17 protein-coding genes and 1 pseudogene are annotated in these 20,834 nt (G+C 74.3%); 9 read left to right on the top strand and 9 right to left on the bottom strand.

What is annotated here, in order from left to right:
* Positions 1-119: 119 nt before the first annotated feature.
* Positions 120-1,337, bottom strand: a pseudogene (locus tag ACFYXK_RS13795) (DUF6777 domain-containing protein); the annotation flags it as partial.
* Between the two features lie 233 nt (positions 1,338-1,570).
* Here ACFYXK_RS13795 and ACFYXK_RS13790 point away from each other — a divergent pair.
* A complete protein-coding gene (locus tag ACFYXK_RS13790; protein ID WP_389411322.1) occupies positions 1,571-2,860 on the top strand; it encodes a streptophobe family protein in 1,290 nt (429 codons plus the stop codon).
* A gap of 87 nt (positions 2,861-2,947) precedes the next feature.
* On the opposite strand, the gene ACFYXK_RS13785 is transcribed toward ACFYXK_RS13790, so the two are convergent.
* Positions 2,948-3,631, bottom strand: coding sequence for a hypothetical protein (locus ACFYXK_RS13785; RefSeq protein WP_389411321.1), 684 nt, complete (start codon positions 3,629-3,631; stop codon positions 2,948-2,950).
* Positions 3,632-3,637: 6 nt separating this feature from the next.
* Positions 3,638-5,998, bottom strand: a complete 2,361-nt coding sequence (locus ACFYXK_RS13780; RefSeq protein WP_389411320.1) for an FHA domain-containing protein — start codon at positions 5,996-5,998, stop codon at positions 3,638-3,640.
* A gap of 151 nt (positions 5,999-6,149) precedes the next feature.
* Between ACFYXK_RS13780 and ACFYXK_RS13775 the strand changes: the two genes are divergently transcribed.
* The 5 genes from ACFYXK_RS13775 (at position 6,150) to ACFYXK_RS13755 (ending at position 11,418) form a co-directional block, all read left to right on the top strand.
* Positions 6,150-7,187, top strand: a complete 1,038-nt coding sequence (locus tag ACFYXK_RS13775) for a cation diffusion facilitator family transporter (protein WP_389411319.1) — start codon at positions 6,150-6,152, stop codon at positions 7,185-7,187.
* Positions 7,188-7,291: 104 nt separating this feature from the next.
* The gene (locus ACFYXK_RS13770) at positions 7,292-7,780 is read left to right on the top strand and encodes an NUDIX domain-containing protein (protein ID WP_389411318.1); all 489 of its coding nucleotides are present in this window, start codon (positions 7,292-7,294) and stop codon (positions 7,778-7,780) included.
* Between the two features lie 48 nt (positions 7,781-7,828).
* Positions 7,829-9,085 carry a Tm-1-like ATP-binding domain-containing protein gene (locus ACFYXK_RS13765; protein WP_389411317.1) on the top strand — a complete coding sequence of 419 codons (1,257 nt, stop codon included), beginning with the start codon at positions 7,829-7,831 and terminating at the stop codon, positions 9,083-9,085.
* A gap of 144 nt (positions 9,086-9,229) precedes the next feature.
* Entirely contained in the window at positions 9,230-10,837 is a 1,608-nt protein-coding gene (locus tag ACFYXK_RS13760) for a serine/threonine-protein kinase (RefSeq protein WP_389411316.1), read from the top strand.
* Positions 10,834-11,418, top strand: coding sequence for a hypothetical protein (locus ACFYXK_RS13755; protein WP_389411315.1), 585 nt, complete (start codon positions 10,834-10,836; stop codon positions 11,416-11,418). The genes ACFYXK_RS13760 and ACFYXK_RS13755 overlap by 4 nt, the downstream gene beginning before the upstream one ends.
* 132 nt (positions 11,419-11,550) lie before the next feature.
* Here ACFYXK_RS13755 and ACFYXK_RS13750 read toward each other — a convergent pair whose 3' ends face one another.
* Positions 11,551-12,840: an ATP-binding protein gene (locus ACFYXK_RS13750; RefSeq protein WP_383511066.1), complete on the bottom strand. Its 1,290-nt coding sequence runs from the start codon at positions 12,838-12,840 to the stop codon at positions 11,551-11,553.
* Positions 12,841-13,000: 160 nt separating this feature from the next.
* On the opposite strand from ACFYXK_RS13750, the gene ACFYXK_RS13745 reads away from it, so the two are divergent.
* Positions 13,001-14,458, top strand: coding sequence for a hypothetical protein (locus ACFYXK_RS13745; protein WP_389411314.1), 1,458 nt, complete (start codon positions 13,001-13,003; stop codon positions 14,456-14,458).
* Between the two features lie 48 nt (positions 14,459-14,506).
* Here ACFYXK_RS13745 and ACFYXK_RS13740 read toward each other — a convergent pair whose 3' ends face one another.
* On the bottom strand, positions 14,507-15,331 hold the full coding sequence (locus ACFYXK_RS13740; protein ID WP_389411313.1) for an alpha/beta hydrolase: 825 nt from the start codon (positions 15,329-15,331) through the stop codon (positions 14,507-14,509).
* A 153-nt stretch (positions 15,332-15,484) separates the two neighbouring features.
* Here ACFYXK_RS13740 and ACFYXK_RS13735 point away from each other — a divergent pair, with 153 nt between their 5' ends.
* Positions 15,485-16,249 (top strand): trypsin-like serine peptidase, encoded by a 765-nt coding sequence (locus tag ACFYXK_RS13735; RefSeq protein ID WP_389411312.1) that lies wholly within the window; start codon positions 15,485-15,487, stop codon positions 16,247-16,249.
* A 30-nt stretch (positions 16,250-16,279) separates the two neighbouring features.
* Here ACFYXK_RS13735 and ACFYXK_RS13730 read toward each other — a convergent pair whose 3' ends face one another.
* From ACFYXK_RS13730 to ACFYXK_RS13720, 3 genes are read right to left on the bottom strand one after another with little or no spacing between them, the layout of a single operon-like run.
* Positions 16,280-16,780, bottom strand: coding sequence for an NUDIX domain-containing protein (locus tag ACFYXK_RS13730; RefSeq protein ID WP_389411311.1), 501 nt, complete (start codon positions 16,778-16,780; stop codon positions 16,280-16,282).
* Between the two features lie 38 nt (positions 16,781-16,818).
* Positions 16,819-18,441, bottom strand: a complete 1,623-nt coding sequence (gene lnt, locus ACFYXK_RS13725; RefSeq protein ID WP_389411310.1) for an apolipoprotein N-acyltransferase — start codon at positions 18,439-18,441, stop codon at positions 16,819-16,821.
* Positions 18,442-18,485: 44 nt separating this feature from the next.
* On the bottom strand, positions 18,486-19,001 hold the full coding sequence (locus ACFYXK_RS13720) for a hypothetical protein (protein ID WP_389411309.1): 516 nt from the start codon (positions 18,999-19,001) through the stop codon (positions 18,486-18,488).
* 153 nt (positions 19,002-19,154) lie between these two features.
* Between ACFYXK_RS13720 and ACFYXK_RS13715 the strand changes: the two genes are divergently transcribed.
* Positions 19,155-19,631, top strand: coding sequence for a VOC family protein (locus ACFYXK_RS13715; protein ID WP_389411308.1), 477 nt, complete (start codon positions 19,155-19,157; stop codon positions 19,629-19,631).
* A gap of 51 nt (positions 19,632-19,682) precedes the next feature.
* Here the strand turns inward: ACFYXK_RS13715 and ACFYXK_RS13710 are convergent, their stop codons facing one another.
* Positions 19,683-20,795 carry an FAD-dependent oxidoreductase gene (locus tag ACFYXK_RS13710; protein ID WP_389411307.1) on the bottom strand — a complete coding sequence of 371 codons (1,113 nt, stop codon included), beginning with the start codon at positions 20,793-20,795 and terminating at the stop codon, positions 19,683-19,685.
* Positions 20,796-20,834: the final 39 nt, after the last annotated feature.

The raw sequence follows: 20,834 nt of genomic DNA, 5'->3' as shown, positions 1-20,834 counted from the left end.
CTCAGCTCCGGCGCCGCCGGGGACGGCGGGGCCGGAGAGGATGGTTCCGCCGGGCTCGGCGGGGGCGCCGGCGCGGAGGACACGGACGCGGACGCGGTCCGCGGCGCCTTCGAGGACGGGGGCGCCGAAGCGGGCTGCGAGACGGAGGGCGTGACGGACCCGGACGGCGCCTCGAACTGCCGCGGCGTCTGGGTCGACGTCGGGGGCGGCGTCGGGGGCGGCGGCGTCGGGGGCGGCGGCTTCGTCGGCGGCGGCGATTCGGGCCTGAGCGGTGCTCTGGACGCGGGCTCGGACGGGGACTCGGAAGGGTGCCCGGGAGGGAACGGTGACTTCGTCGGCGACTGCGCCGGGGACGGCGGGGCCTTCGTGGCCGACGGGCTCGGCGGCACCGGCGTGATCGGCGGCTTCGGGATCACGGGCGCAGGCACTGGCTTGTCGTGCTTGGCCTGGTGGTCGCCGCGGTCGCGCTCGAACCAGTGCCGGTCGTGGCGGTCGTAGATGACGAACTTCCGGACGACGGTCGCCGACGGCGCGACGGCGACCACGTTCTTGGGCTCGTACGAGCTCCACGGCTGGCCGGACCGCTTCGGGTTGCCCTTCAGCGCCACCGGGGACCCGAGCGGGTTGCCGCACGCGCACCGCACCCGGGGCACCCCGCGGGCATCGACCAGCACCGCCGTCCCGGCCTGCAGCACCGCCTGGTAGGCGGTGGCCTTGCCGTCGCGGTAACCGTGGTTGGTGACGCGGGTGTCCATGCCGAGCTGCACCGGGGTGAGCGAGCGCAGGTAGCCGGGCACGGTCCCCGGCTGGATGCCGAGCGCCGAGGCGAAGGCGCTGTTCTTGGCGGGCTGGGCGGTCAGCACCTGTATCTGCTTCTCGACGTCGCAGCTGGCCGTTGCCTTCGTACCGCCGTACAGGCCCGGCACCGCGCCGCTGACGCTGCGCGTGACGGTGGTGCCGGTGGTGGGCGCCGCGGTCTGCGGCAGGGGCGGGGTGGTGATCTGCGGCGGTGGAGTGGCCTCCTTCGCGGCGGTGGACTCCGTGAACGGGTCCGGGCCGGACACGGCCGCGGGCTGCAGGAACACCTCGCCTCCGGCGGTGGAGGTGCCGCTGGGCCGGGTCAGGACCACGGCGAGGGCCACGGCGGCGGCCAGCGCGACGAGAGCGGTGGCCAGCCGGGGCCCGGACCGCCACCAGGGGCCGCCGGGCGCGCCGGGCGGTGGCCCCGGCGGCGTGCCTCCGGGCGGAGCCGGCGGCGGGGGTGGCGGCGGCCCGCCCCGCCCGCCCGAGAGGGGGCCGGAAGGGGGACCTGCGGGGCGGTCGGCCGGCGGGTGCATGGACTGCGTCGGCGGCTGCGGCTCCCGGCCGGAGGGTTGCGTGGTCACGTGCCCTTCTTCCCGGGCGGAGGGGGGTTCCGGCCCCTGTGGCACCTCCGTGACCCGGAAACGGAGGTGACGGGGACACGGGTACGGCTCGGACACGGAGATGCCGGCATTTCCTGCACTCCTGCGGACCATTGTCTGCGCCGCTCGGGTGGTGGCCGCAAGCCGAGCGTGCCTACGGTGGCAGCGTGAGCAGTCCGTCAGCACCGAGTTCGCTACCCGGGGGCTCCGCGAGGGCATGGCGGGACGCCCTCGTCGCCGTCGTGGCGGGCTTCGCGGTGATGGCGGCCGTCGCCGCGGCGGGACTGGCCTGCGCAGGGGCGGCCGATCTGCCCGGCGGGGCGTTCCTCCGGGTGGTCGCGGCGGTCGTGGTCCTGGCGGCCGGCGGATCGGTGGAGGTGACCGGCGCGGCCGGCTTCCTGGCCGACGCCCATGCGAGCCTGTCCGTGCTCCCGCTCTCGGTGAGCCTCGCCGGGGCCCTCACGGCCGGCTCGCTCTTCCTGCGCCCGCTGCACAACCGTGCGGTGACCCGGCCGGGCGAACTCGCTGCCCGCACCGTCCCGTTGGTGCTGCTGTGGCTGCTGGCCCTCACCGGCACCGCGTTCCTCGCCCGCCAGACGTTCGGCATCTCCACCGGCGACTCCCTCGTCGCCGACCTCGGCGAACTCCTCGACTCCTCCCCGACGGTCGGCTTCAGGGCCGCCCTGCCCGCGACCCTCTTCTTCGGACTGCTGTGGATCCTGGGCCTGTTGCTCATCGCCCTGCTGATCTCGCGCCGGGCGCCGCTCCCGGCCCGGCTGGTCCGCTTCCACGCGGCGGTGCGGCCCGCCGCCTTCGCCACCGTGGTGCTGCTCCTCGCGTACGTCGTCATCGGCCTCGGCGTCGGCGTGGTCGTGGCCCTCACGCAGGGCCACGCGGACCGGACGTTCGCCGTGATCCTGCTCGGCCTGCCGAACCTCGCCTGGATCGGGCTCACCCTGGGCCTCGGCGGGGCCTGGGACGGCCGGGTCGAGGGGCCGTTCGGGCTGCCGATGCCGCAGCTGCTGGACCAGGTGCTGCGCGGGCCGCACCTGTCCAGGGTCGACGTGGGCTCGCTCGCGCAGCAGGACTCCCGGGCCTGGTGGCTGGTGGCCTTGGCCGCCGTGATGCTGCTCGGCACGGGATTCCTGGCGGCCGTACGCTCCCCCGCGCACGTCCGCGCCTGGCAGCACGCGCTCCACCTGGGCGTGGCCCTCGCCCTCGCCACCTTGACGGTGTGCCTGCTGACCTCCCTCGAGGCCCGGTTCGGGCTGTCGCTGCTCGGCATCGGCGACGTCGGCTGGCTCGGCGCGAAGACGGAGCTGCACCCCGTGCTGTGGCGCAACGTGGGCCTCGCCCTGGTCTGGGGTGCGCTCGCGGGCTTCCTCGGGGCCCTGCTGGCCCGTCCGGTGCACCGCCGCGGTCTCGTCGAGAAGCCGCCCGAGACCCTCGCCCGCTGAGTGCCCCCGCCGGGTGCCATCGCCCGCCGAGCCCGTCCCGGCCTGCCGGGCCGCCGGCCTGGGGCCTCGTGGGACTCGGCCGTGGGCTCAGGCGCCCTCCGGCGGCGACACGACCTGTGTCGGTTCGCGCCCTTCACCCGCGGGCTCCCGTCGCGGTTCCCGCCCGGGTGCACCGGGTGTCCGCCCGCCCGCCGTCGCCGTGTCCACCCGTGCGCCGGGCGACGGCCTGCGTTCCGTCTCCGCGGCCGGCGGCTCCGGCTCGGCCGGCTCTCCCGGTCCCGCGCCGACCGCGTACGTCGTGAGGCGGGTGCCGTCGCCGTACATCCAGCGCCCGCTGGCCTCGTCGTACAGCCAGAAGGCCTCGTCGTCGACCACGATCCCGATCCGCAGCCCCCGGGTCGCCCGCCGGAAGCCCTCGGTGTCCGTGCGCCCGGCGGCGAGTTCCTCGGCGGCCTGCCGGTAGCGCTGCAGCGTCTCGGCGCCGCGTGCGAGCAGCGGCAGCGGGTCCTCCTCGGCGCGTGCGATCGGCCGGCCTCCGGTCGGCGGCGGCTCGGGCACGGCGACCAGGAGCCGTCCGTCCACCCAGGCGGACCATCCGTTGGCGCACAGGATCTCCCCCCATTCCCCTCGCCGGGACAGGAGTTGCACGGGCAGGAAGGCGTCCAGGGGCACGGTGGGCCGGGAGGCGTCGGGCTCTTCCCAGGCGGGCAGCCCCTCACGGGGGACCACGTGCGTGGGCTCGAAGTCGAAGGGCCCGGTCAGGTTGGCCATCGACGCCTACTTTCGCATGATCGCGGGCTCGTGACGGCGCAACAGCCGCAGGACCAGCACTCCGAAAAGTACGGACAGGCCCACGAGCATCCCGAGATCGAGCAGCCACACCCCGGCGCTGTGCGCGAAGAGCGGGTCGTCGGTGAGCTCTCCGGGCACGATCGCGCCGAGGCCGATGGTGCCGGCCATGGCGCCGAGCGCCCACCGGGACGGCACCAGCCAGGCCAGCTGCTCGATCACCGGCACGCCGTTCAGCTGCAACAGGGCTCCGCAGAAGACCACCTGGACGATGGCGAGGAGCACCAGCAGCGGCATGGTGACCTCCTCCTTCCGGACCAGGGCGGAGACGAGCAGGCCGAGCATCATCGCGGTGAAGGACAGCAGGGCGACGGCGAGGGTGATTTCGGCGAGGGGCGAGAAGAAGACCCCCTTGCCGCCGGGGGCGTTGGTCTCCACTCCGTAGAGGCCGACGAGCGTCATCACCACGGCCTGGGCGACGGTGACGGCGCCGAGCACCACCACCTTGGACATCAGGTACGCGGATCTGGACAGGCCGACGGCCCGTTCGCGCTGGTAGATGACACGCTCCTTGACCAGTTCCCGTACGCCGTTGGCGGCGCCCGTCAGCACGCCGCCGACGCACAGGATGAGCAGGGCGTTGATCGCCGTCTCCTTGGTGAGGGAGCTGCCGGCCAGGGCCCGGGTCATGGCGCCCATGACGAACGGCAGGGCGATCATGATGACGAGGAAGGTGCGGTCGGCGCTGAGCGCGGCGGCGTATCGGCGGACCAGTGTGGAGAGCTGGGAGCCCCAGCTCTGGGCCTTGGGCGGCGGGGCGACGAAGCCGGCCGCCCCGGACCGGTCCTCGTCGAGCCGGGGCGGCCGCGCGGCGTTCCGTACGTAGGTGCGGTGCTGCGGGGAGCTGCGGTACTCCCCCGCCCAGTCCCGTCCCTGCTGGTTCTCGAAGGCTTCGAAGGCCTCGGGCCATTCGGCGAACCCGAAGTAGCCGAGAGCCTCCTCGGGCGGCCCGAACCAGGCGATGCGCCCGCCCGGGGCGAGGACCAGCAGCCGGTCGCAGACGTCGAGGCTGAGCACGCTGTGGGTGACGACGATGACGGTGCGGCCGTCGTCGGCGAGGCCGCGCAGCATGTGCATCACGGAGCGGTCCATGCCGGGGTCGAGGCCGGAGGTGGGCTCGTCCAGGAAGAGCAGGGAGGGCTTGGTCAGCAGTTCCAGGGCGACGGAGACGCGTTTGCGCTGGCCGCCGGAGAGGCTGTGGATGGGCTGGTCGGCGCGCTGTCCGAGGCCGAGTTCGCCGATCACCTCGTCGACCCGGCCCTGGCGTTCGGCCCGGGCGGTGTCCTGCGGGAAGCGCAGTTCGGCGGCGTAGGCGAGGGCGCGGCGGACGGTGAGCTGCGCGTGCAGGATGTCGTCCTGGGGGACGAGGCCGATGCGGCTGCGCAGTTCGGCGTAGTCGCGGTAGAGGTCGCGTCCGTCGTACAGGACGCTGCCGTGGTCGGCGGGGCGCAGTCCGGTGAGGGCGCCGAGGAGGGTGGACTTGCCGGCTCCGCTGGGGCCGACGACGGCGAGCAGGCATTTGGCGCCGACGGGGAAGGAGACGTGGTCGAGGAGGGTCTTGCGGCCGCGGTCGACGGAGACGGCGAGGTCCTGGACGTCGAGGGAGACCTCGCCGGTGTCGAGGTACTCCTGGAGCTGGTCGCCGACGAGGCAGAGGGCGGTGTGGCCGATGCCGACGATGTCGCCCTCGGCGACGGGGGCGCGTTCCACACGGGCACCGTTGAGGAAGGTGCCGTTGTGGCTGCCGAGGTCGGTGATCTCGTACGTGCCGTCGGCGAGGGCGTGCAGTTCGGCGTGCCGGCGGGAGACGACGAGGTCGTCGATGACGAGGTCGTTGTCGGGGGCACGGCCGATGCGCACGGCGGTCCGGGTGGGGAGCGGGCGCACGGTGGTGGGGCGGCGGAAGGTGCCGGTCAGGGACGGGGTGGACACCGAGGACGGCCCGGGGCCGGCGCGCCCGCCGTTCGGGACCGGGCCCAGGCACCGGGCGCGCGGTCCGTCGGAGGCGTTGCCGAAGCGCAGTTCGCTGCCTACGCCGATGCTCCACTCGTGGACCCGGTGGCCGTCGACCCACGTTCCGTTGGTGCTGTGCTCGTCCTCGACCGTCCAGTGGTCCCCGTCGGGGCGCAGGATCGCGTGGTGCCAGGAGACTCGGGCGTCGTCGAGGCAGATTTCGCACAGGGGGTCGCGGCCGACGTGGTACGTCCGGCCCGGGCTCATCGCGGTGGAGCCCGTGTCGGTTTCCAGGACGAGCTCGGGCGCGGTCGGCACACCGGGGCGCTGGACCATGAGCAGATTTTCCCACGATCCGAACCGTCCAGCATAACCGCAGGTCAGCGGCCCCTTATGGGTAATGACAACGGTCCCCGTTGCAGCCTTTGCCCATTGCGTCACAGTGCGCTTCACTTCACGCGTCGGAACCGAACACACGGGGGACGCCATGAGTGGGCACGACCACGCGCACGACGACCACGGCCACGCCGCCGGCCACGACCACGGCGGTCACGGCGGTCACGGCGGGCACAGCCACGGTGTCTCCGCGGACGCCGACCGGCGCTGGCTGGCCATCGCGCTCGGCCTGATCGGCGCGTTCATGGCGGTCGAGGTGGCCATCGGCATCGTGGCCCAGTCGCTGGCCCTGATCTCCGACGCCGCCCACATGCTCACCGACGCCGTCTCGATCGTCCTCGCGCTGATCGCGATGCGGCTCGCGGCCCGCCCCGCCCGCGGCGGATTCACGTACGGCCTCAAGCGCGCGGAGATACTCTCCGCCCAGGCCAACGGGCTCACCCTGCTCCTGCTCGCGGCCTGGCTGGCGTACGAGGCGGTCCGGCGGCTGATGGACCCGCCGGAGGTGGCGGGCGGGCTGGTCCTCGTGACGGCGCTCGCGGGCATCGTGGTGAACGTGGCGGCCGCGTGGTGCATCTCCAAGGCGAACCGCTCCTCGCTCGCCGTCGAGGGCGCCTACCAGCACATCCTGAACGACCTGTTCGCCTTCATCGGCACCGCCGTCGCCGGTCTGATCGTGCTCACCACGGGATTCGTCCAGGCCGACGCGATCGCCACGCTCGTGGTCGTGGTGCTGATGGTCAAGGCGGGCTACGGGCTGGTCCGCGAGTCCGGCCGGATCTTCCTGGAGGCAGCGCCGGCGCACATGGACCCGGACGCGGTGGGTGACCGGCTCGCCGGGCACCCGCCCGTCACCGAGGTGCACGACCTGCACATCTGGACGATCACCTCCGGGCAGGCGGCCCTGTCGGCGCACGTGCTCGTGGAACCGGCCGGCGACTGCCACGCCGTGCGCCGCGACCTGGAGCGGCTGCTCGACAAGGAGTACGGGATCACGCACACCACCCTCCAGGTGGACCACGTACAGGAAGCGCTCCTCAGCCTCGGCCGCCCGGGCGAGGACCTGGCCGACCCGCACTGCGCGGACGCTCACGGCCCGGTGCACCGCCAGGGCCCGCACGACCACTGACGGCCGGTCCACGGCCGCGCCGGCGACCGATCGCGGCGGCCGATCGCCGTGGCCGATCGCGGTGGCCGCGCTGACCCGGCCGCCCACGGGGCATACATCCACGCATGACGCAGAAGCGCAGCGCCGGACTGCTCCTGTTCCGCACGGCCGCCGGGTCCGCCGCCCCGGCGCCGGACGCCGTCGAACTACTCCTCGGCCATATGGGCGGCCCCTTCTGGGAGCACAAGGACGACGGGTCCTGGGCCATCCCCAAGGGCGAGTACGAGGCGGACGAGACCCCGCTCGACGCGGCCCGCCGGGAGTTCACCGAGGAGATCGGCCTGCCGCCGCCGGACGGCCCGTACCTTCCGCTGGGCGAGGTGCGGATCCCGGGCGGCAAGCTGGTGACGATCTGGGCCGTACGGGCCGACCTCGATCCGGCGCTGATGGTGCCGGGGACGTTCACGATGGAGTGGCCCCCGCACTCGGGCCGGACGCAGGAGTTCCCCGAGCTGGACCGGGTGGCCTGGTTCACTCCACCCGTGGCCGAAAGCAAGCTGACCCCCTCTCAAATCCCCTTCCTGGAGAGGCTGTTGATGCTCCTGAAGGGTTGACCCGACCTTGACTTGCCAACAAACCCCACCTGCCTGGACATTGCACATATGACGAACGTCGTGCTGGTGGGAACCCTGGACACCAAGGGTGTCGAGTACGGCTGGCTGCGCGAGAGGCTGCTGCGCACCGGCGTCGAAGTGATCACGGTCGACACAGGCATCATGGGCGAGCCCCGGGTGCCCGCGGACGTACCGCGCGAAGCGGTGGCCCGGGCAGCGGGAACGGAACTGTCGGAGCTACGCGCGGCCGCCGACCGGGGCGCGGCCGTGACCACGATGGCCAAGGGCGCCGAGGCGACGCTGTTACGCCTCCACGCCGAGGGCCGGCTGCACGCGGTGCTCGCCATAGGCGGCAGCGGCGGCACCTCCATCGCCACCCGGGCGATGCGCGCACTGCCGCTGGGCGTGCCGAAGCTGATGGTCTCGTCCATGGCGTCCGGGGACGTGGCCCCGTACGTCGGGTCCTCGGACATCGCGATGCTGTACAGCGTGGTGGACATCGCGGGGATCAACAGCATCTCCGCGCCGGTCCTGGCGAACGCCGTCGAAGCGGCCGCGGGGATGGCCAAGGCCTTCGAACGGGCCTCCCGCGAGCTGCACCGCCCGGCCCGGCTGGGCGACGGCTCCCGGCCGCTGATCGCGGCGAGCATGGCGGGCGTCACCACCATCGGGGTGGACGCCGCCCGCGAGCACCTGACCGAACTCGGCTACGAGGTGCTGGTCTTCCACGTCAGCGGCACCGGCGGCCGCACCCTGGAGACCCTGGCCGGGCAGGGCATCTTCGCGGGCGTCCTCGACCTCACGCTCAGCGAGCTCGCCGACGACCTGTGCGGCGGCATCCTCACCGCCGGCCCCGACCGGCTCAGCGCGGCCGGGCGGGCCGGGATTCCGCAGGTGGTGAGCCTGGGGGCGCTGGACATGGTGAAGTTCGGGCCGCTGGAGACCCTGCCCGAGCGGGCCCGCTACCGGCGGGTCCACGTACACAACCCGTCCATCACGGTGATCCGTACGACCCCCGCCGAGTGCGCGGAGCTCGGCCGCCGGGTCGCCGCCAAACTCCGCGCGGCGACCGGCCCCACGGCCGTCTGCGTCCCACTCCGCGGACTGTCCACGCTCGGTGCGCCGGGCGGCACCTACCATGACCCCGACGCGGACCGGGCCCTGTTCTCGGCGCTGCGCGAGGGGCTGCGCGGCAGCTCCGCCAGGCTCTACGACTACGACACCCACATCAACGACCCGGACTTCGGGAGGGCGGCGGCCGACCGGCTGCACGCCATGATCGGCGCGGCGCGGGCCGCGGCGTGACCGCCGTCTGACCGCCGACCGACCCCTGGGCGAGATGCCCGGCAGGGTTGGGAACCGGCCGTGGCGGAAACCGTGTCCCTGGGTGTGGCCGGTCGGCGTGCGACCGGGCCTGGGGCTCGGTGACGCCACGGACGGGGGCAGACGATGAAGAACGTGTGGACGGTGCCCGGCTATGCGCAGGTCCGGGAGCTCGGCTCGGGTGGCAGCGGCCGCGTGGTCCTCGCCGTCCACGAGGCCACGGGCACACCGGTCGCCGTGAAGTACCTCAGCGACCGGCTGCGCGAGGACCCCGCGTTCGTCGGGGAGTTCCGGGCCGAGGCCCGGCTGCTCGGCGGACTGGACACCCCGTACGTGGTCCGGTTGTACGAGTACGTGGAGGCACCCGGCGGCGCCGCCATCGTGATGGAGCTGGTCGACGGGATCTCCCTGCGCGCGCTGCTGAAGCAGGCCGGACAGGCCGATCCCGAGGCCGCTCTGGTGGTGCTGAAGGGCTCGCTGCTGGGGCTGGCCTCGGCGCACCGGGCGGGCGTCGTCCACCGCGACTACAAACCCGAGAACGTACTGGTCGCCCCCGACGGCTCCTCGAAGCTGGTGGACTTCGGGATCGCGGCGCGCCGCGGTACGACGCCCGGGGTGGCCGGCACCCCGGCGTACATGGCCCCCGAGCAGTGGCAGGGCCGGCCGGCCTCGCCCGCGGCCGACGTGTACGCGGCGACGGCGACGTTCTTCGAGTGCCTGACCGGCCGCAAGCCCTTCGCCGGGGAGAACTTCGCCGAGCTCGCCGTCCAGCACATAGAGGCGCCGGTCCCCGAGACGGAGGCCCCCGAGCCGGTGCGCCCGCTGATCCGGCGGGGCCTGGCCAAGGCCCCGGAGCAGCGGCCGGAGAACGCCGAGGCGTTCGTGGCGGAGCTGGAGGGCGTGGCGCTCGCCGCGTACGGGCCGGACTGGGAGGAGCGCGGGCAGCGCAAGCTCGCGGCGCTGGCCGCGCTGCTGCCGCTGCTGTTCCCTTCGGCGGGCGCCCCGGCCTCGGGGACCACGGCGGTGGCGACGACCACGATCGTGAGCCCCTCGCGTTGGGCGCCGGGCCGGCGCGGCCTGATCGCGGGCGGCGCGGCGCTGGTCCTGGGCGTACTGACGGCGCTCACCTACAGCGCGGTCGGCGGGGAGCCCGGCGGGGCCTCGGCCCTGAACGCGTTCGCGACGTCGAGCGCGAGCCCCGGCGCCACGGGCCCCTCGCCGGCCCCGGGCCCGAGCACGTCGGCGAGCCCCTCGCCGTCCCCTTCCCCTTCCCCTTCCCTCTCCCCGTCCGCCTCCGCGTCGCCTTCGACCACGGCGAGCCCGAGCTACTCACCGGTGGTGACGCCCACCGTCACGGCGCCGACCACCCCGCCGCCCACCACCACTCCGCCGCCCTCACCGAAGCCGACGGTGGTCGTCGGCGCGGTGTCCGTCACCATCCGCGAGACGGGGCCCTCGCTCGGCCAGGCGACCGTGTCCGTCGACGCGAAGGGCTCCGCGCCGGTCACGGTGGTGCTCGAATGGTTCACCGGCAACGCGGAGGGGAAGCTCGGCACGCCCGACGGCGCACCGGACACCCTCACGTACCAGCCGGGCGCCGCCGCTCCGCTCGTCAAGGCCCACACCTTCTCCGGCCGGGGCTGCTACTGGGGCGTGCGGGCCACCACGAAGCCCGCCGCCGGCAACGGTTCCTCGACCTCCCAGGTCTTCATCAGGCGGTGCACGATCTCATGAGCGACAGCGACGACGACTACAGCGCCACCGTCCTCGGCAGCCACTGGTTCAGCGGGCCGCCGCAGCCGCAGGAGGCCGTACCCGACCGGATCGAGGGGTCGGTCCTGCGGTTCGGGCCCGGGGTGACGGCCGCCATGCCGGCGCCGTTCCCCGTGGTCGCGGAAGCGGTGCCGGCCCGTCGGCGCTGGGAGTGGCGCCGCTACACCCTGGCCGCCGTCGTCCTTCTCGCGGTGCTCGCGTACCTGGCGTGGCAGCGGTACGGCCCGGCCATCGAGGTGCGCGGCGTTTCGGTCGCCGCCGCCGACCCGCAGGGCCCGGGCTGCGATTCCGCCGCCGACGTGGTGGCCGTCGTACGGACCAACGGGCGGCCGGGCACCCTCACGTACCGGTGGATCCGCTCCGACGGCACGCAGTCGGAGCAGCTCACCGAGCGGGTGCCGCGCGGGAGGAAGGAGGCCCGGCTGCACCTGCTGTGGACCTTCCAGGGCCGGGGCACGTACGCGGCCGAGGCGAAGCTCCAGCTGGTCTCCCCCGGGCAGCGCACCGCGGCGACGCAGTTCACGTACCGCTGCACCGGCTAGCGGGCGGCGGGGCGGGACCAACGGCGTCCCGCACGGATGCCAGTCCGCGCGGGAGGCCCGCAGCCGCTCCGGGGAGTGGCTGCGGGCCATCCTGCCGACCTGTCCGTGGCAGGCCGTTCTTTCCCCCTCGGCTCAGAACCTGGCGTGGGCGGTGATGTCCGCCTCGAACTCGCCCGTCATCGCGGGGGTCACCGTCGGCCTGCACTGCGCGACCGCCGCCAGGTAGTCCTGGGTGGAGGCGCCGAGCTGGGCCGCAGCCGCGCCGCGTGCGCCCACCGCCTCCAGGTCCCGCTCGAAGGACACCTGCGCCGCGATCCGCGCCGCGTGCTCGATGTCGGCCGGGGTGAAAAGCTCGCTGGCCGCCACCAGGGCCGCCACGTCCACGTCCGTGCGGCCCGCCGTGTAGCGGGACCAGATCGCGGAGCGCGCCCCGGCGTCCGGGGTGCCGATCGGGATCAGGTAGTCGAAGCGCCCGGGCCGCAGGAACGCCGGGTCCAGGGAGCGGATGGAGTTGGTGGCGCACACCAGCAGCCGCTCGTCGCCCTCCCGGAATCCGGGGATCAGCTTGAGCAGCTCGTTCGTGACCCCGTGGATCCCGCCGGGCTGCGCGGGCTCGGTGCGCACGGGCGCGATCTCCTCGACCTCGTCGATGAAGACGAGGACCCGCTCCAGCTCGGCGATCCGGGCGAACGCGTCGCGCAGCGCGGCGGCCAGATTGCCCTCGTCGGCGAGGCGGGAGGGCAGCAGTTCCACGAAGGGCCAGCCGAGCCGGGAGGCGATGGCGCGGGCGAAGGTGGTCTTGCCGGTGCCGGGCGGGCCGAAGAGGGTGATGGCGCGCGGCGGCCGCACGCCGTGCGCGGCGGCCCGCTCGGGCTCGGCGAGCGGCAGCACCACTCGCCGCTCTATGAGGTCCTTCTCCTGCTCCATGCCGGCGACCTTGGTCCACAGGTCGTTGGGCAGGAAGCGGCCGCCGAGGTCGTCGAGGAGACCGGCCGCCGGTCCGTGCAGCGGCTCGGTCTTCTCGAAGTAGGCGACGGCGGGCTGGCGCGTGTACCCGGCGTTGAGCAGGCCCTCGCCGAGCAGGTCCTCCTCGGGCAGGACGTACGCGATCCGCCCGACCCGGGCGGCGATCAGCCGCCGCTCCAGTTCGACGAGCAGGGCGCTGGCCAGGCCGCGGCCGCGCCAGCCCGCGGCGATCGCGATCCGCATCACCCAGGCCCGCTCGCCGGTGACGCAGGCGAGGGCCGCGCCGATCGGGACGCCCTGGTGGACGGCGACCACGCACGGCTGCCGATCGGTGAGGGCGCTGATGCACTCGGCGAGCGAGAAGACGGATTCCTGGCCGAGTTCGGCCGTGGTGTCGATCAGGTGGACCACCGCGGCGAGATCGCTCTCGCGGTAGTCGTGGATGAGCCAGTTCACCGGGTACCGCCCCTCGTTCGTGCTCCTGCGGTGAGGCTAGGGGCGGGCGGGCCCGGCGATCACGTTCCGCGGTGCACAACAGCCGGTCCGGAAACCGTCCGTGTCGTCCATAGACTGGCGTCTTCCACCCGAACGCCAGACCGAGGATCCCAGCGCCTTCATGCTTTGCCACATACCCGCGGCCCGTCGCGGGCCCCTCATCTGGCTCGTCCCCTCCCTGTGGACCCTGGCGCTCGGCCTGTGGGGGCTCTCCCGGCAGGACAGCGTGTGGCGGGACGAGGCGGCGACCTGGCAGGTGGCCGGTCGGTCGGCGGGCGAGATCCTGGACATGCTCGGCAACGTCGACGCCGTGCACGGCCTGTACTACCTCCTGATGCACGGGCTCTTCGAGCTCTTCGGGGCGAGTACGGCCACGCTGCGGCTGCCGTCGGTGCTGGCGGTGGCGGCCGCCGCGGCGTGCGTGGCCCTGATCGGGCGGCGGCTGGCGGGCTTCTGGGCGGGACTGGGCGGCGGGCTGGCGCTGGGGCTGCTGCCGGCCGTGCAGTTCTACCTCCAGGAGGGCCGGCCGTACGCGCTGGTCGCGGCCGGTGCGGGCCTGTCGACCCTGCTGCTGGTGTCTCTGCTGTCCGCGCCGCCCGGGCCCGGGCGTCGGGCCTGGCCGCGCTGGGCCGCGTACGGGATCGCGGTGCTGGTGTGCGCGCTGCTGAACTGGCTGTCGCTGCTGATCCTGCCCGCGCATGCGGCGACGCTGTGGTGGGTGCGGGCCGGGCGCGGTGTGTGGCTGCGGTGGGCGGCGTACGGGGCGTGCGCCGTGGCGGGGGCGCTGCCGCTGGTGCTGTTCAGCCGCAGCCAGTCCGACCAGGTGTCGTGGATACCGCCGCTGACCTGGCACATGATGATCGGCCCGGCGATCCTGCTGGCCGTCGGCGGTCTCGGGGCCTGGCTGGACCGGCCGCGCGCGGGCCGGCTGTCGGCGGCCGCGGTGGGGCTGCCGCTGCTGGCGGTGCCGCAGCTGGGGCTGATCGGGATCTCCTTCGTCCAGCCGCTGTTCCTGGACCGGTACGTGCTGTTCAGCATGGTGGGTCTGGCCCTGCTGATCGGTGCGGCGCTGGGCGCTGCCGTACGGGCCGCCCGGCCCCGGTTCCCCGGGGCGGCGGGGCTGCTCGTGCCGGGCGTGGTCGGGATCGCGGTGCTGGCGCTGCTGCCGGTGGAGCTGGGCAAGCGGGCTCCGGCCAGCCGGGTCGACGACGTGCTCGCGGTGGCCGGCGAGGTGGCCCGGCTGGGGCGGCCCGGGGACGCGGTGCTGTTCGTGCCGGCTGCCCGGCGGGACACGGCGCTGGTCTCCCCGGACGCCTTCACGGGGCTGGTGGACGTCGCCCTGGAGCGGAGTCCGGTGGCCTCGGCCACGCTCAAGGGGGAGGAGGCGGACCCGGCGCGGATCCGGGCGGCGCTGCTCGGGCAGCGGCGGGTGCTGCTGGTGACGGACGCGGCGAAGGTGGCGAAGCCGTCGGGGGCCGCGCGGGACGCGGCGAAGGCGGCGGTGCTGAAGGAGCGCTTCACCGTGGTGGAGGACCGCCAGGTCCGGGGCCGCCGCGTGACGGTGTACGAGCGCCGCTGAGGTCGTACGGCGGCCGGTGACGGGGCCGGCGGACGCCGATGCCGGTCGTCAGGCGGCGCGGGGGTGGGCCGCCGCGGTGTGGGAATCCAGCCACGAGAGCGAGGCCCGGGCCAGGTCCGGCCAGCCGTGGTCGACGGTCAGGGAGTGGCCGCGGTCCTCGAAGCACTGGTACTCGGTGGTCGCGTGGGAGTGCCGGTACTGCTTGTACGTGGAGCGGGTCAGCAGGTCCGGGACGGTGTGGTCGAGCCTGCCGGACAGCAGGAGCAGCGGGCCGCGGCTCTCGTTCTCCGTGTCGACCTTGGTCGGTGAGTGCGGGGTGAAGTTGCCGAGGGCCAGCTGGAACAGCGGGCGGGCCGAGCTCGGGATCGTCCACTCCTCGAAGAGCTCCTCGGCCTCCTGCTCGGAGACGGCGTTGGCGAAGCCGTAGCGGAACTGCTCACGGTTCAGCGAGACGGCCCGCCGGGTGTTGCCGGGGTCGCGCAGCACGGCGAACGTCGACTTGGCCTGGGCCGGGGCGATGGCCTTGACGCCCTTGATCTGCCCGGGGCAGATGGCCACGGCGGCCTCGGCGAGGCCTTGGCCCAGCAGGTACTGGGCGATGAACCCGCCCACCGAGTGCCCCACGAGGACGGGGCGGACCGGCAGGGCGCGGATCACCTTGGCGTGCGCCTCGGAGATCTCGACCAGGCCCACCCCTGCCTGGTCGTCGGGCCGGCGGCGGGCCTCGGTGACGGTGCCCGGGACCCCTGGCCACTCCGGCATGACGGGCTCGTACCCCGCTTCGCTGAAGGTGTCGGCCCAGCCCTCCCAGCTCGAGGAATGCAGCCAGAGGCCGTGGATGAACACCACGGGCGTGCGGCGCTGTGCGGTCATGGCGTGACACCTCCTGGACCCCCCTGGCGCCTCTGCCAGTCTCGCCCGTGCGGCCCGCCCCCGCCTGCGGAGCCCGGATTCACAGCGCATTCATATGGAATACCGGGCTCCGGGCATAGCTTCTGCGGGGAGGCTCAGGGCATGATCCAGCGCATGCTTCCCCGACCGGCCCACCGCGCCCGCACCCGGCGGGCGTCCCGGATCCTGCTGGCGCTGGCCGCGATGGCCGCCCTGGTGAGCGTGGACCTGCCCGACGCGGCGGCGGTGGCGCCGCTCGGGGTGACGGCCGAGGCCGGGTCCGACCGGGCGGCGGACCGGGTGGGCGCCCTCTTCGCGGGCACCCTCGACGGCGGGCACTTCTGCACCGCCGCGGTGGTCCACAGCGACGACCGCAATGTGATCGCCACCGCCGCGCACTGCCTGGACGACCCGGACACCACGCTGTTCGCACCGGGCTACCGCGACGGCAGGGCCCCCTACGGGGTGTGGAAGCTGACCGGCGTGCACATCGCCCCGGACTGGACGGACGGGCGGGACCCGGACGAGGACATCGCCTTCGCGACGGTCGCCGCGGCGGACGGCGGCACCGGGCGCATCGAGGACGCGGTGGGCGGCTTCCCGGTGGCCGCCGAGCAGCCGGACGACGTGACGGTGACGATCCTCGGCTACCCCGCCACCGACGAGGCCCCGCTGCGCTGCGCCAACACCACGAGCCTGTTCTCGCAGACCCAGCGCCGGATCGACTGCCCCGACCTCAGCGGCGGCACGAGCGGCAGCCCCTGGCTGGCGAACGGCGCCCTGGCCGGTGTCCTCGGCGGCTACGAGGGCGGCGGCACGGTCCCGGAGGTCTCGTACAGCGCGGTGATGGACGACCAGGCCCTGGAGCTCTACCGCGAAGCCGCCGTCTCCGCCCGCTGAGCACCCGCCGGGCCGTCGGACAGGGCGCCGTCAGACAGGGCGCTGTTCCTCCCGGATCCCCGCCGGGGGTGCGAACCAGGTCGGCTCGTCGCGCTGGGCGCGGCGGATGCGGTCCACCGCGAAGTGTTCCAGCGGGGGCAGGGCGTCCGGTGCGAACCAGGCCACCTCCAGCGACTCGTTGTCGTTGGCCCGGGCCTCGCCGCCGGTGGCCCGGCAGCGGAAGGTGATGTCCTGGAACTGGCAGACGTCGCCGTTCGGGTAGGTGATCGGCTCGAGCATCTGGACCAGCACCACCCGCTCCGGGACGCAGTGCACCGCCGTCTCCTCGTACACCTCGCGCACCGCCGTCTCCGCGGGCTGCTCCCCCGGCTCCGCGATCCCGCCGACCACCGCCCACCGGCCGGTGTCGGAGCGCCGGCCGAGCAGCACGCGCCCCCGGTCGTCGAAGACGATGGCCGTGACCCCGGGCAGCAGGAGCAGCTGGTTCCCGGCGGAGGCGCGGATCGCGCGGATGAACTCAGGTGTGGTCATCCCCCGACCCTACGAGAGGCCGCACCCGGCGACCCGCGTCAGGCTGCCCGGCGGGCCCTGATCCGGCGCACGAGGGTCCAGCCGAGACCGCCGGCGGCGGCCAGGAGCAGCACGTACTCGGGCAGCGGGCCGAAGCGGGTGGCCGGGGTCTGCGTGGAGCGCAGCGGGATCTCGGCGACCAGCGCGTCCGCGGTGAACATCTCGGTCTGCCGGACGATCTGCCCGTCGGGGCGGATGACGGCGCTGACACCGCTGGTGACGGGCACGAGCACGGTCCGGCTGTGCTCGACCGCGCGGACCCGGTCCATCGCGAGCTGCTGGTAGGTCATCTGCGACCGGCCGAACGTGGCGTTGTTGCTCGGTACGGCGATCACCTGCGCGCCGTCCTGGACGGTGGAGCGCACGGCGTCGTCGAAGGCGGCCTCGTAGCAGGTGACCATGCCGACCCCGCTGCCCGCCATGTCGAAGACGCCCGGATCCTTGCCGGGGCCGAAGTCGCGGCGCACCCGGTCCACGTCCGAGCTGAAGAGCCGGACGAAGGACCGCATCGGGATGCGCTCGCCGAAGGGCTGGATCTTGCGCTTGTCGTACGTGTCGACGGGGCCCTTGACCGGGTCCCAGAGGATCATCGTGTTGCGCAGCGGGCCGGTCTCCGGGGCCAGTACGGAGCCGATCGCGACCGGCACGCCGATGGCCTTGACCGCCTTGTCGATGACGCCGTACGCATCGGGCTGGGTGTACGGGTCGATGTCGGAGGAGTTCTCCGGCCAGACCACGAAATCGGGCTTCGGGACCCGGCCGGCCTTGACGTCGTCGGCGAGCTGCATCGTCCGGTTGGCGTGGTTGTCGAGGACCTGGCGGCGCTGGGCGTTGAAGTCGAACCCGGCGCGCGGGACGTTGCCCTGGACGACGGCGGCCACTGCGGTGCCGTCCTCGGCGGCGTCGGACACCAGCGGGCGGGCGGCGAGGGCCGCGCCGATCGGGGCGGCGACGGTGAGGGCCGCGAGGGCGGCCGTGGCCCGGCGGGGGTGGCTGCGTGCGATGCGCAGGGCCTCGTACAGCCCGAATCCGCAGAGCACGACGGCGAAGGAGAGCAGCGGGGTGCCGCCGAGTGCGGCGAGCGGCAGGAAGAAGCCGTCGGCCTGGCCGAAGGCGAGCTTGCCCCAGGGGAACCCGCCGAACGGGGCCCGGGCGCGCAGAGCCTCGCCCGCGATCCAGACGGCCGCGCCCCACAGGGGCCAGGCGGGGAGCCGGCTGACGAGGGCGATCCCGAGGCCGGTGAGGCCGATCAGGAGGGCTTCGAGCGTGACGAGGGCGAGCCACGGGACCGGGCCGACGCCCTCGCTGGTCCAGACGAGCAGCGGCAGCAGGAAGCCCAGGCCGTGCAGGAGGCCGAGGCCGAAGCCGGCGCGGGCGCGGCGGCCGTGCAGGCAGCCGCCCAGCACGGCGAGGGCGACGGGGGCCAGCCACCACAACGGGCGGGGCGGGAAGCTCAGGTAGAGCAGCGCACCGGAGCCGGCGGCGAGGGCGGCGCGCACCGGCCAGGAGGCCGCCCACCCCTTCCAGGGGGATGCGGCGGCTTCGGTTCCGGCCGTTCCGGCTTCCGCTCGGGCTTCCGCTTCGGCGGTGGAGCCGGGGTCTCGGGTGATGCTGCTGCTCATTTGGCGGAGTGTACGTCCCCACGCGCCGGGGGCGGGAGAGCGACTCAGCGGGCGAGGGCCCGCAGGTGGGCGCGGATGACCCGGACCGCGTTCTCGGCGTCGTCGACGGTGACGGTGAACACCTTCCCGTCGCCGAGCCGCAGCTCCACCCCCTCGCCGCGCCGGACGATGACCGCGGTGCCCTTCTCGGGGCGCCACCGGTAGCCCCAGCCGCCCCACTGCTGCGGGGTGATCCGGGGGAGGAATTCGGCGGAGGCCACCTCCGCGAGCTTGATCTTCCGGCGCGGCACCCCGATGTGGCCGCAGCGGACCTCCAGCGCCTCGGCGTCGACGGTGACGGCGACGTGCACGAAGGCGAGGGTGCCGTAGAGGATCAGGAGCCCGACGGCGAGGCAGCCGATGACGGACATCAGCAGCGGGACGATGCCGGCGGTCCAGGACGAGTCGACGGCGAGCTCGACGCCGAGTGCGAGACAGGCTGCGCCGGCGGCGGCGAGCAGCCACTGCACACGGTTGGAGGCCCGGCCCGTCCACAGCGGACCCGGGGGGTGACCCGTCATGTGTAGCAGCGTACTCACGTTCCGCATGTACGCCACCGCCTCTCGCCCGCACGGCGCGGGCGCGTCGGACGACGCGCGATCCCGTTCGGTCGCGTCGGATCGCGTCTGCCCGGCCTTGACCTCAAGCAAACTTGAGCTCTTACGGTCGTCCGCATGACCACTCACGAGACAGCACAGCACGCCGTACGGGCCGTTCCGGAGCGCTACCGCACCGCGGTCGTGGCCCACGTCATGGTGGCCGACGCGGCCGCCGCACTCTCCTTCTACGGGCGGGCCTTCGGCGCCGTCGAGGACTTCCGGCTCGACCACCCCGGGGGCGGGGTGCTGCACGCCGAGATACGGATCGGCGGGGCCGTGCTCATGCTCGGCGACACCTCCGAGGGCCCCTTCACGGCGCCCTCGGAGCTGGGCGGCACCTCGGTCGCGCTGCACGTGTTCGTACCGGACGTGGACGCGCTCGCACGGACGGCGGTGGCCGAAGGCGCGGAGCTGGTCCAGCCGCCGGCGGACCAGTTCCACGGCGACCGCACCGCCATCCTCCGGGACCCGTTCGGACATCTGTGGGTGTTCCTCACCCACCTGGAGGACGTGTCCCGCGAGGAGCTGGAGGAGCGCCTCGCGGGCGCGTGACCCCAAGGCCCCCGGGGCCCGGGAGACGCGGGGGCCCGAGACCCCGGGGCCTCAGCCGGGCAGCAGACCGAGGAGCGCGTCGCGCAGGGCGGGGCGCCGGGCCGCCATGAAGCGGTGCAGGCTGCGCGAGCCGAAGGCGACGCGCTGGGCGCTGCGGCGCCGCTCGGCGTCGTACGCACGCAGGGCGGCGGGCAGGGCGGCCCGCCCGTGGGCGGCGACCGCGCGGGCGAGGGCCTCGGCATCGAGGAGGGCGGTGCAGGCGCCCTGGCCGAGGTTGGGGGTCATGGCGTGGGCCGCGTCGCCGACCAGTGCGGTGCGGCCGCCGTCGACGAACGTGGGCAGCGCCGGATGGAGGTGGCGCAGCTCGTAGCGGATCCACGTCGCCGGATCGGTGTCGGCGAGGACCTGCGGGATCGGATCGTGCCAGCCGGCGAACGCGGCGCGCAGCCGTTCGGCGGCCGCCCCGGGGGCGGCGGCCGCCGCCTCGGCGGAATCGGGGACGGTGGCGTACCAGTTGGTGCGCCCGGGTTCGACGGGGGTCATCCCGAAGAAGCGGCCCGCGCCCCAGGTCTCCCCGTACACACCGGTCTCGTATCCGGCGATGCCGATCCAGGCGACGGAACCGACGGGGCGCGGGCCACTGGCCGGGCCGAAACCGGCGGTGCGCACCGCGCTGTTGATGCCGTCGGCGCCGACGACGAGGTCGGCTTCGAGCCCGTCCGGATCGGTCAGCCGCCGGCCGTACGCGATCCGCGTGCCGCCGAGCCGGTCGAGCTCGGCGAGCAGGGCATCGATCAAGTACGGGCGCGAGATGAGGAGTTCGGGGCGGCCGGCCTTGCGCTCGATCCGTTCGAGCGGCAGCGCGGCCAGTACCTTGCCGTCGGGGCGGCGGATCCGGGCGCTGCGGTACGGGACCGCGCGCGCCCGCAGGGCCTCGCCGAGGCCGAGCCGGTCGAGCGCCGCCTGCGCGGTGGGATGGAGCCCGAAGGCCGTTCCGTACCGTTCGAGCCGGGACCGCCGCTCCAGGACGGAGACCGCCCAGCCCGCGCGGCGCAGCCCGATGGCGGTGGCGAGCCCGCCGACCCCCGCCCCGACCACGACGGCCGTACCTGCGCCGTCGCCCGCGCTCCCACTCTCGCCCCCGCTGCCCGCATCGTTGCGCATGGCGTACCTCCCCGGTCCGCATGACGTGCGACATGGCGC

The sequence above is a fragment of the Streptomyces sp. NPDC002209 genome, assembly GCF_042890265.1.
In the GTDB taxonomy this organism is placed as follows: domain Bacteria; phylum Actinomycetota; class Actinomycetes; order Streptomycetales; family Streptomycetaceae; genus Streptomyces.
Note: the sequence above shows the minus strand (reverse complement) of the source record. Positions and strands in the feature narration are given on the sequence as shown.

Coding starts and splice junctions, on each gene's coding strand:
- ACFYXK_RS13730 (WP_389411311.1), bottom strand. CDS start 16,780: ATGACCACACCTGAGTTCATCCGCGCGATCCGCGCCTCCGCCGGGAAC.
- ACFYXK_RS13745 (WP_389411314.1), top strand. CDS start 13,001: ATGCTTTGCCACATACCCGCGGCCCGTCGCGGGCCCCTCATCTGGCTC.
- ACFYXK_RS13785 (WP_389411321.1), bottom strand. CDS start 3,631: ATGGCCAACCTGACCGGGCCCTTCGACTTCGAGCCCACGCACGTGGTC.
- ACFYXK_RS13710 (WP_389411307.1), bottom strand. CDS start 20,795: ATGCGCAACGATGCGGGCAGCGGGGGCGAGAGTGGGAGCGCGGGCGAC.
- ACFYXK_RS13780 (WP_389411320.1), bottom strand. CDS start 5,998: ATGGTCCAGCGCCCCGGTGTGCCGACCGCGCCCGAGCTCGTCCTGGAA.
- ACFYXK_RS13770 (WP_389411318.1), top strand. CDS start 7,292: ATGACGCAGAAGCGCAGCGCCGGACTGCTCCTGTTCCGCACGGCCGCC.
- ACFYXK_RS13755 (WP_389411315.1), top strand. CDS start 10,834: ATGAGCGACAGCGACGACGACTACAGCGCCACCGTCCTCGGCAGCCAC.
- ACFYXK_RS13740 (WP_389411313.1), bottom strand. CDS start 15,331: ATGACCGCACAGCGCCGCACGCCCGTGGTGTTCATCCACGGCCTCTGG.
- lnt (WP_389411310.1), bottom strand. CDS start 18,441: ATGAGCAGCAGCATCACCCGAGACCCCGGCTCCACCGCCGAAGCGGAA.
- ACFYXK_RS13775 (WP_389411319.1), top strand. CDS start 6,150: ATGAGTGGGCACGACCACGCGCACGACGACCACGGCCACGCCGCCGGC.
- ACFYXK_RS13760 (WP_389411316.1), top strand. CDS start 9,230: ATGAAGAACGTGTGGACGGTGCCCGGCTATGCGCAGGTCCGGGAGCTC.
- ACFYXK_RS13735 (WP_389411312.1), top strand. CDS start 15,485: ATGCTTCCCCGACCGGCCCACCGCGCCCGCACCCGGCGGGCGTCCCGG.
- ACFYXK_RS13715 (WP_389411308.1), top strand. CDS start 19,155: ATGACCACTCACGAGACAGCACAGCACGCCGTACGGGCCGTTCCGGAG.
- ACFYXK_RS13720 (WP_389411309.1), bottom strand. CDS start 19,001: ATGACGGGTCACCCCCCGGGTCCGCTGTGGACGGGCCGGGCCTCCAAC.
- ACFYXK_RS13765 (WP_389411317.1), top strand. CDS start 7,829: ATGACGAACGTCGTGCTGGTGGGAACCCTGGACACCAAGGGTGTCGAG.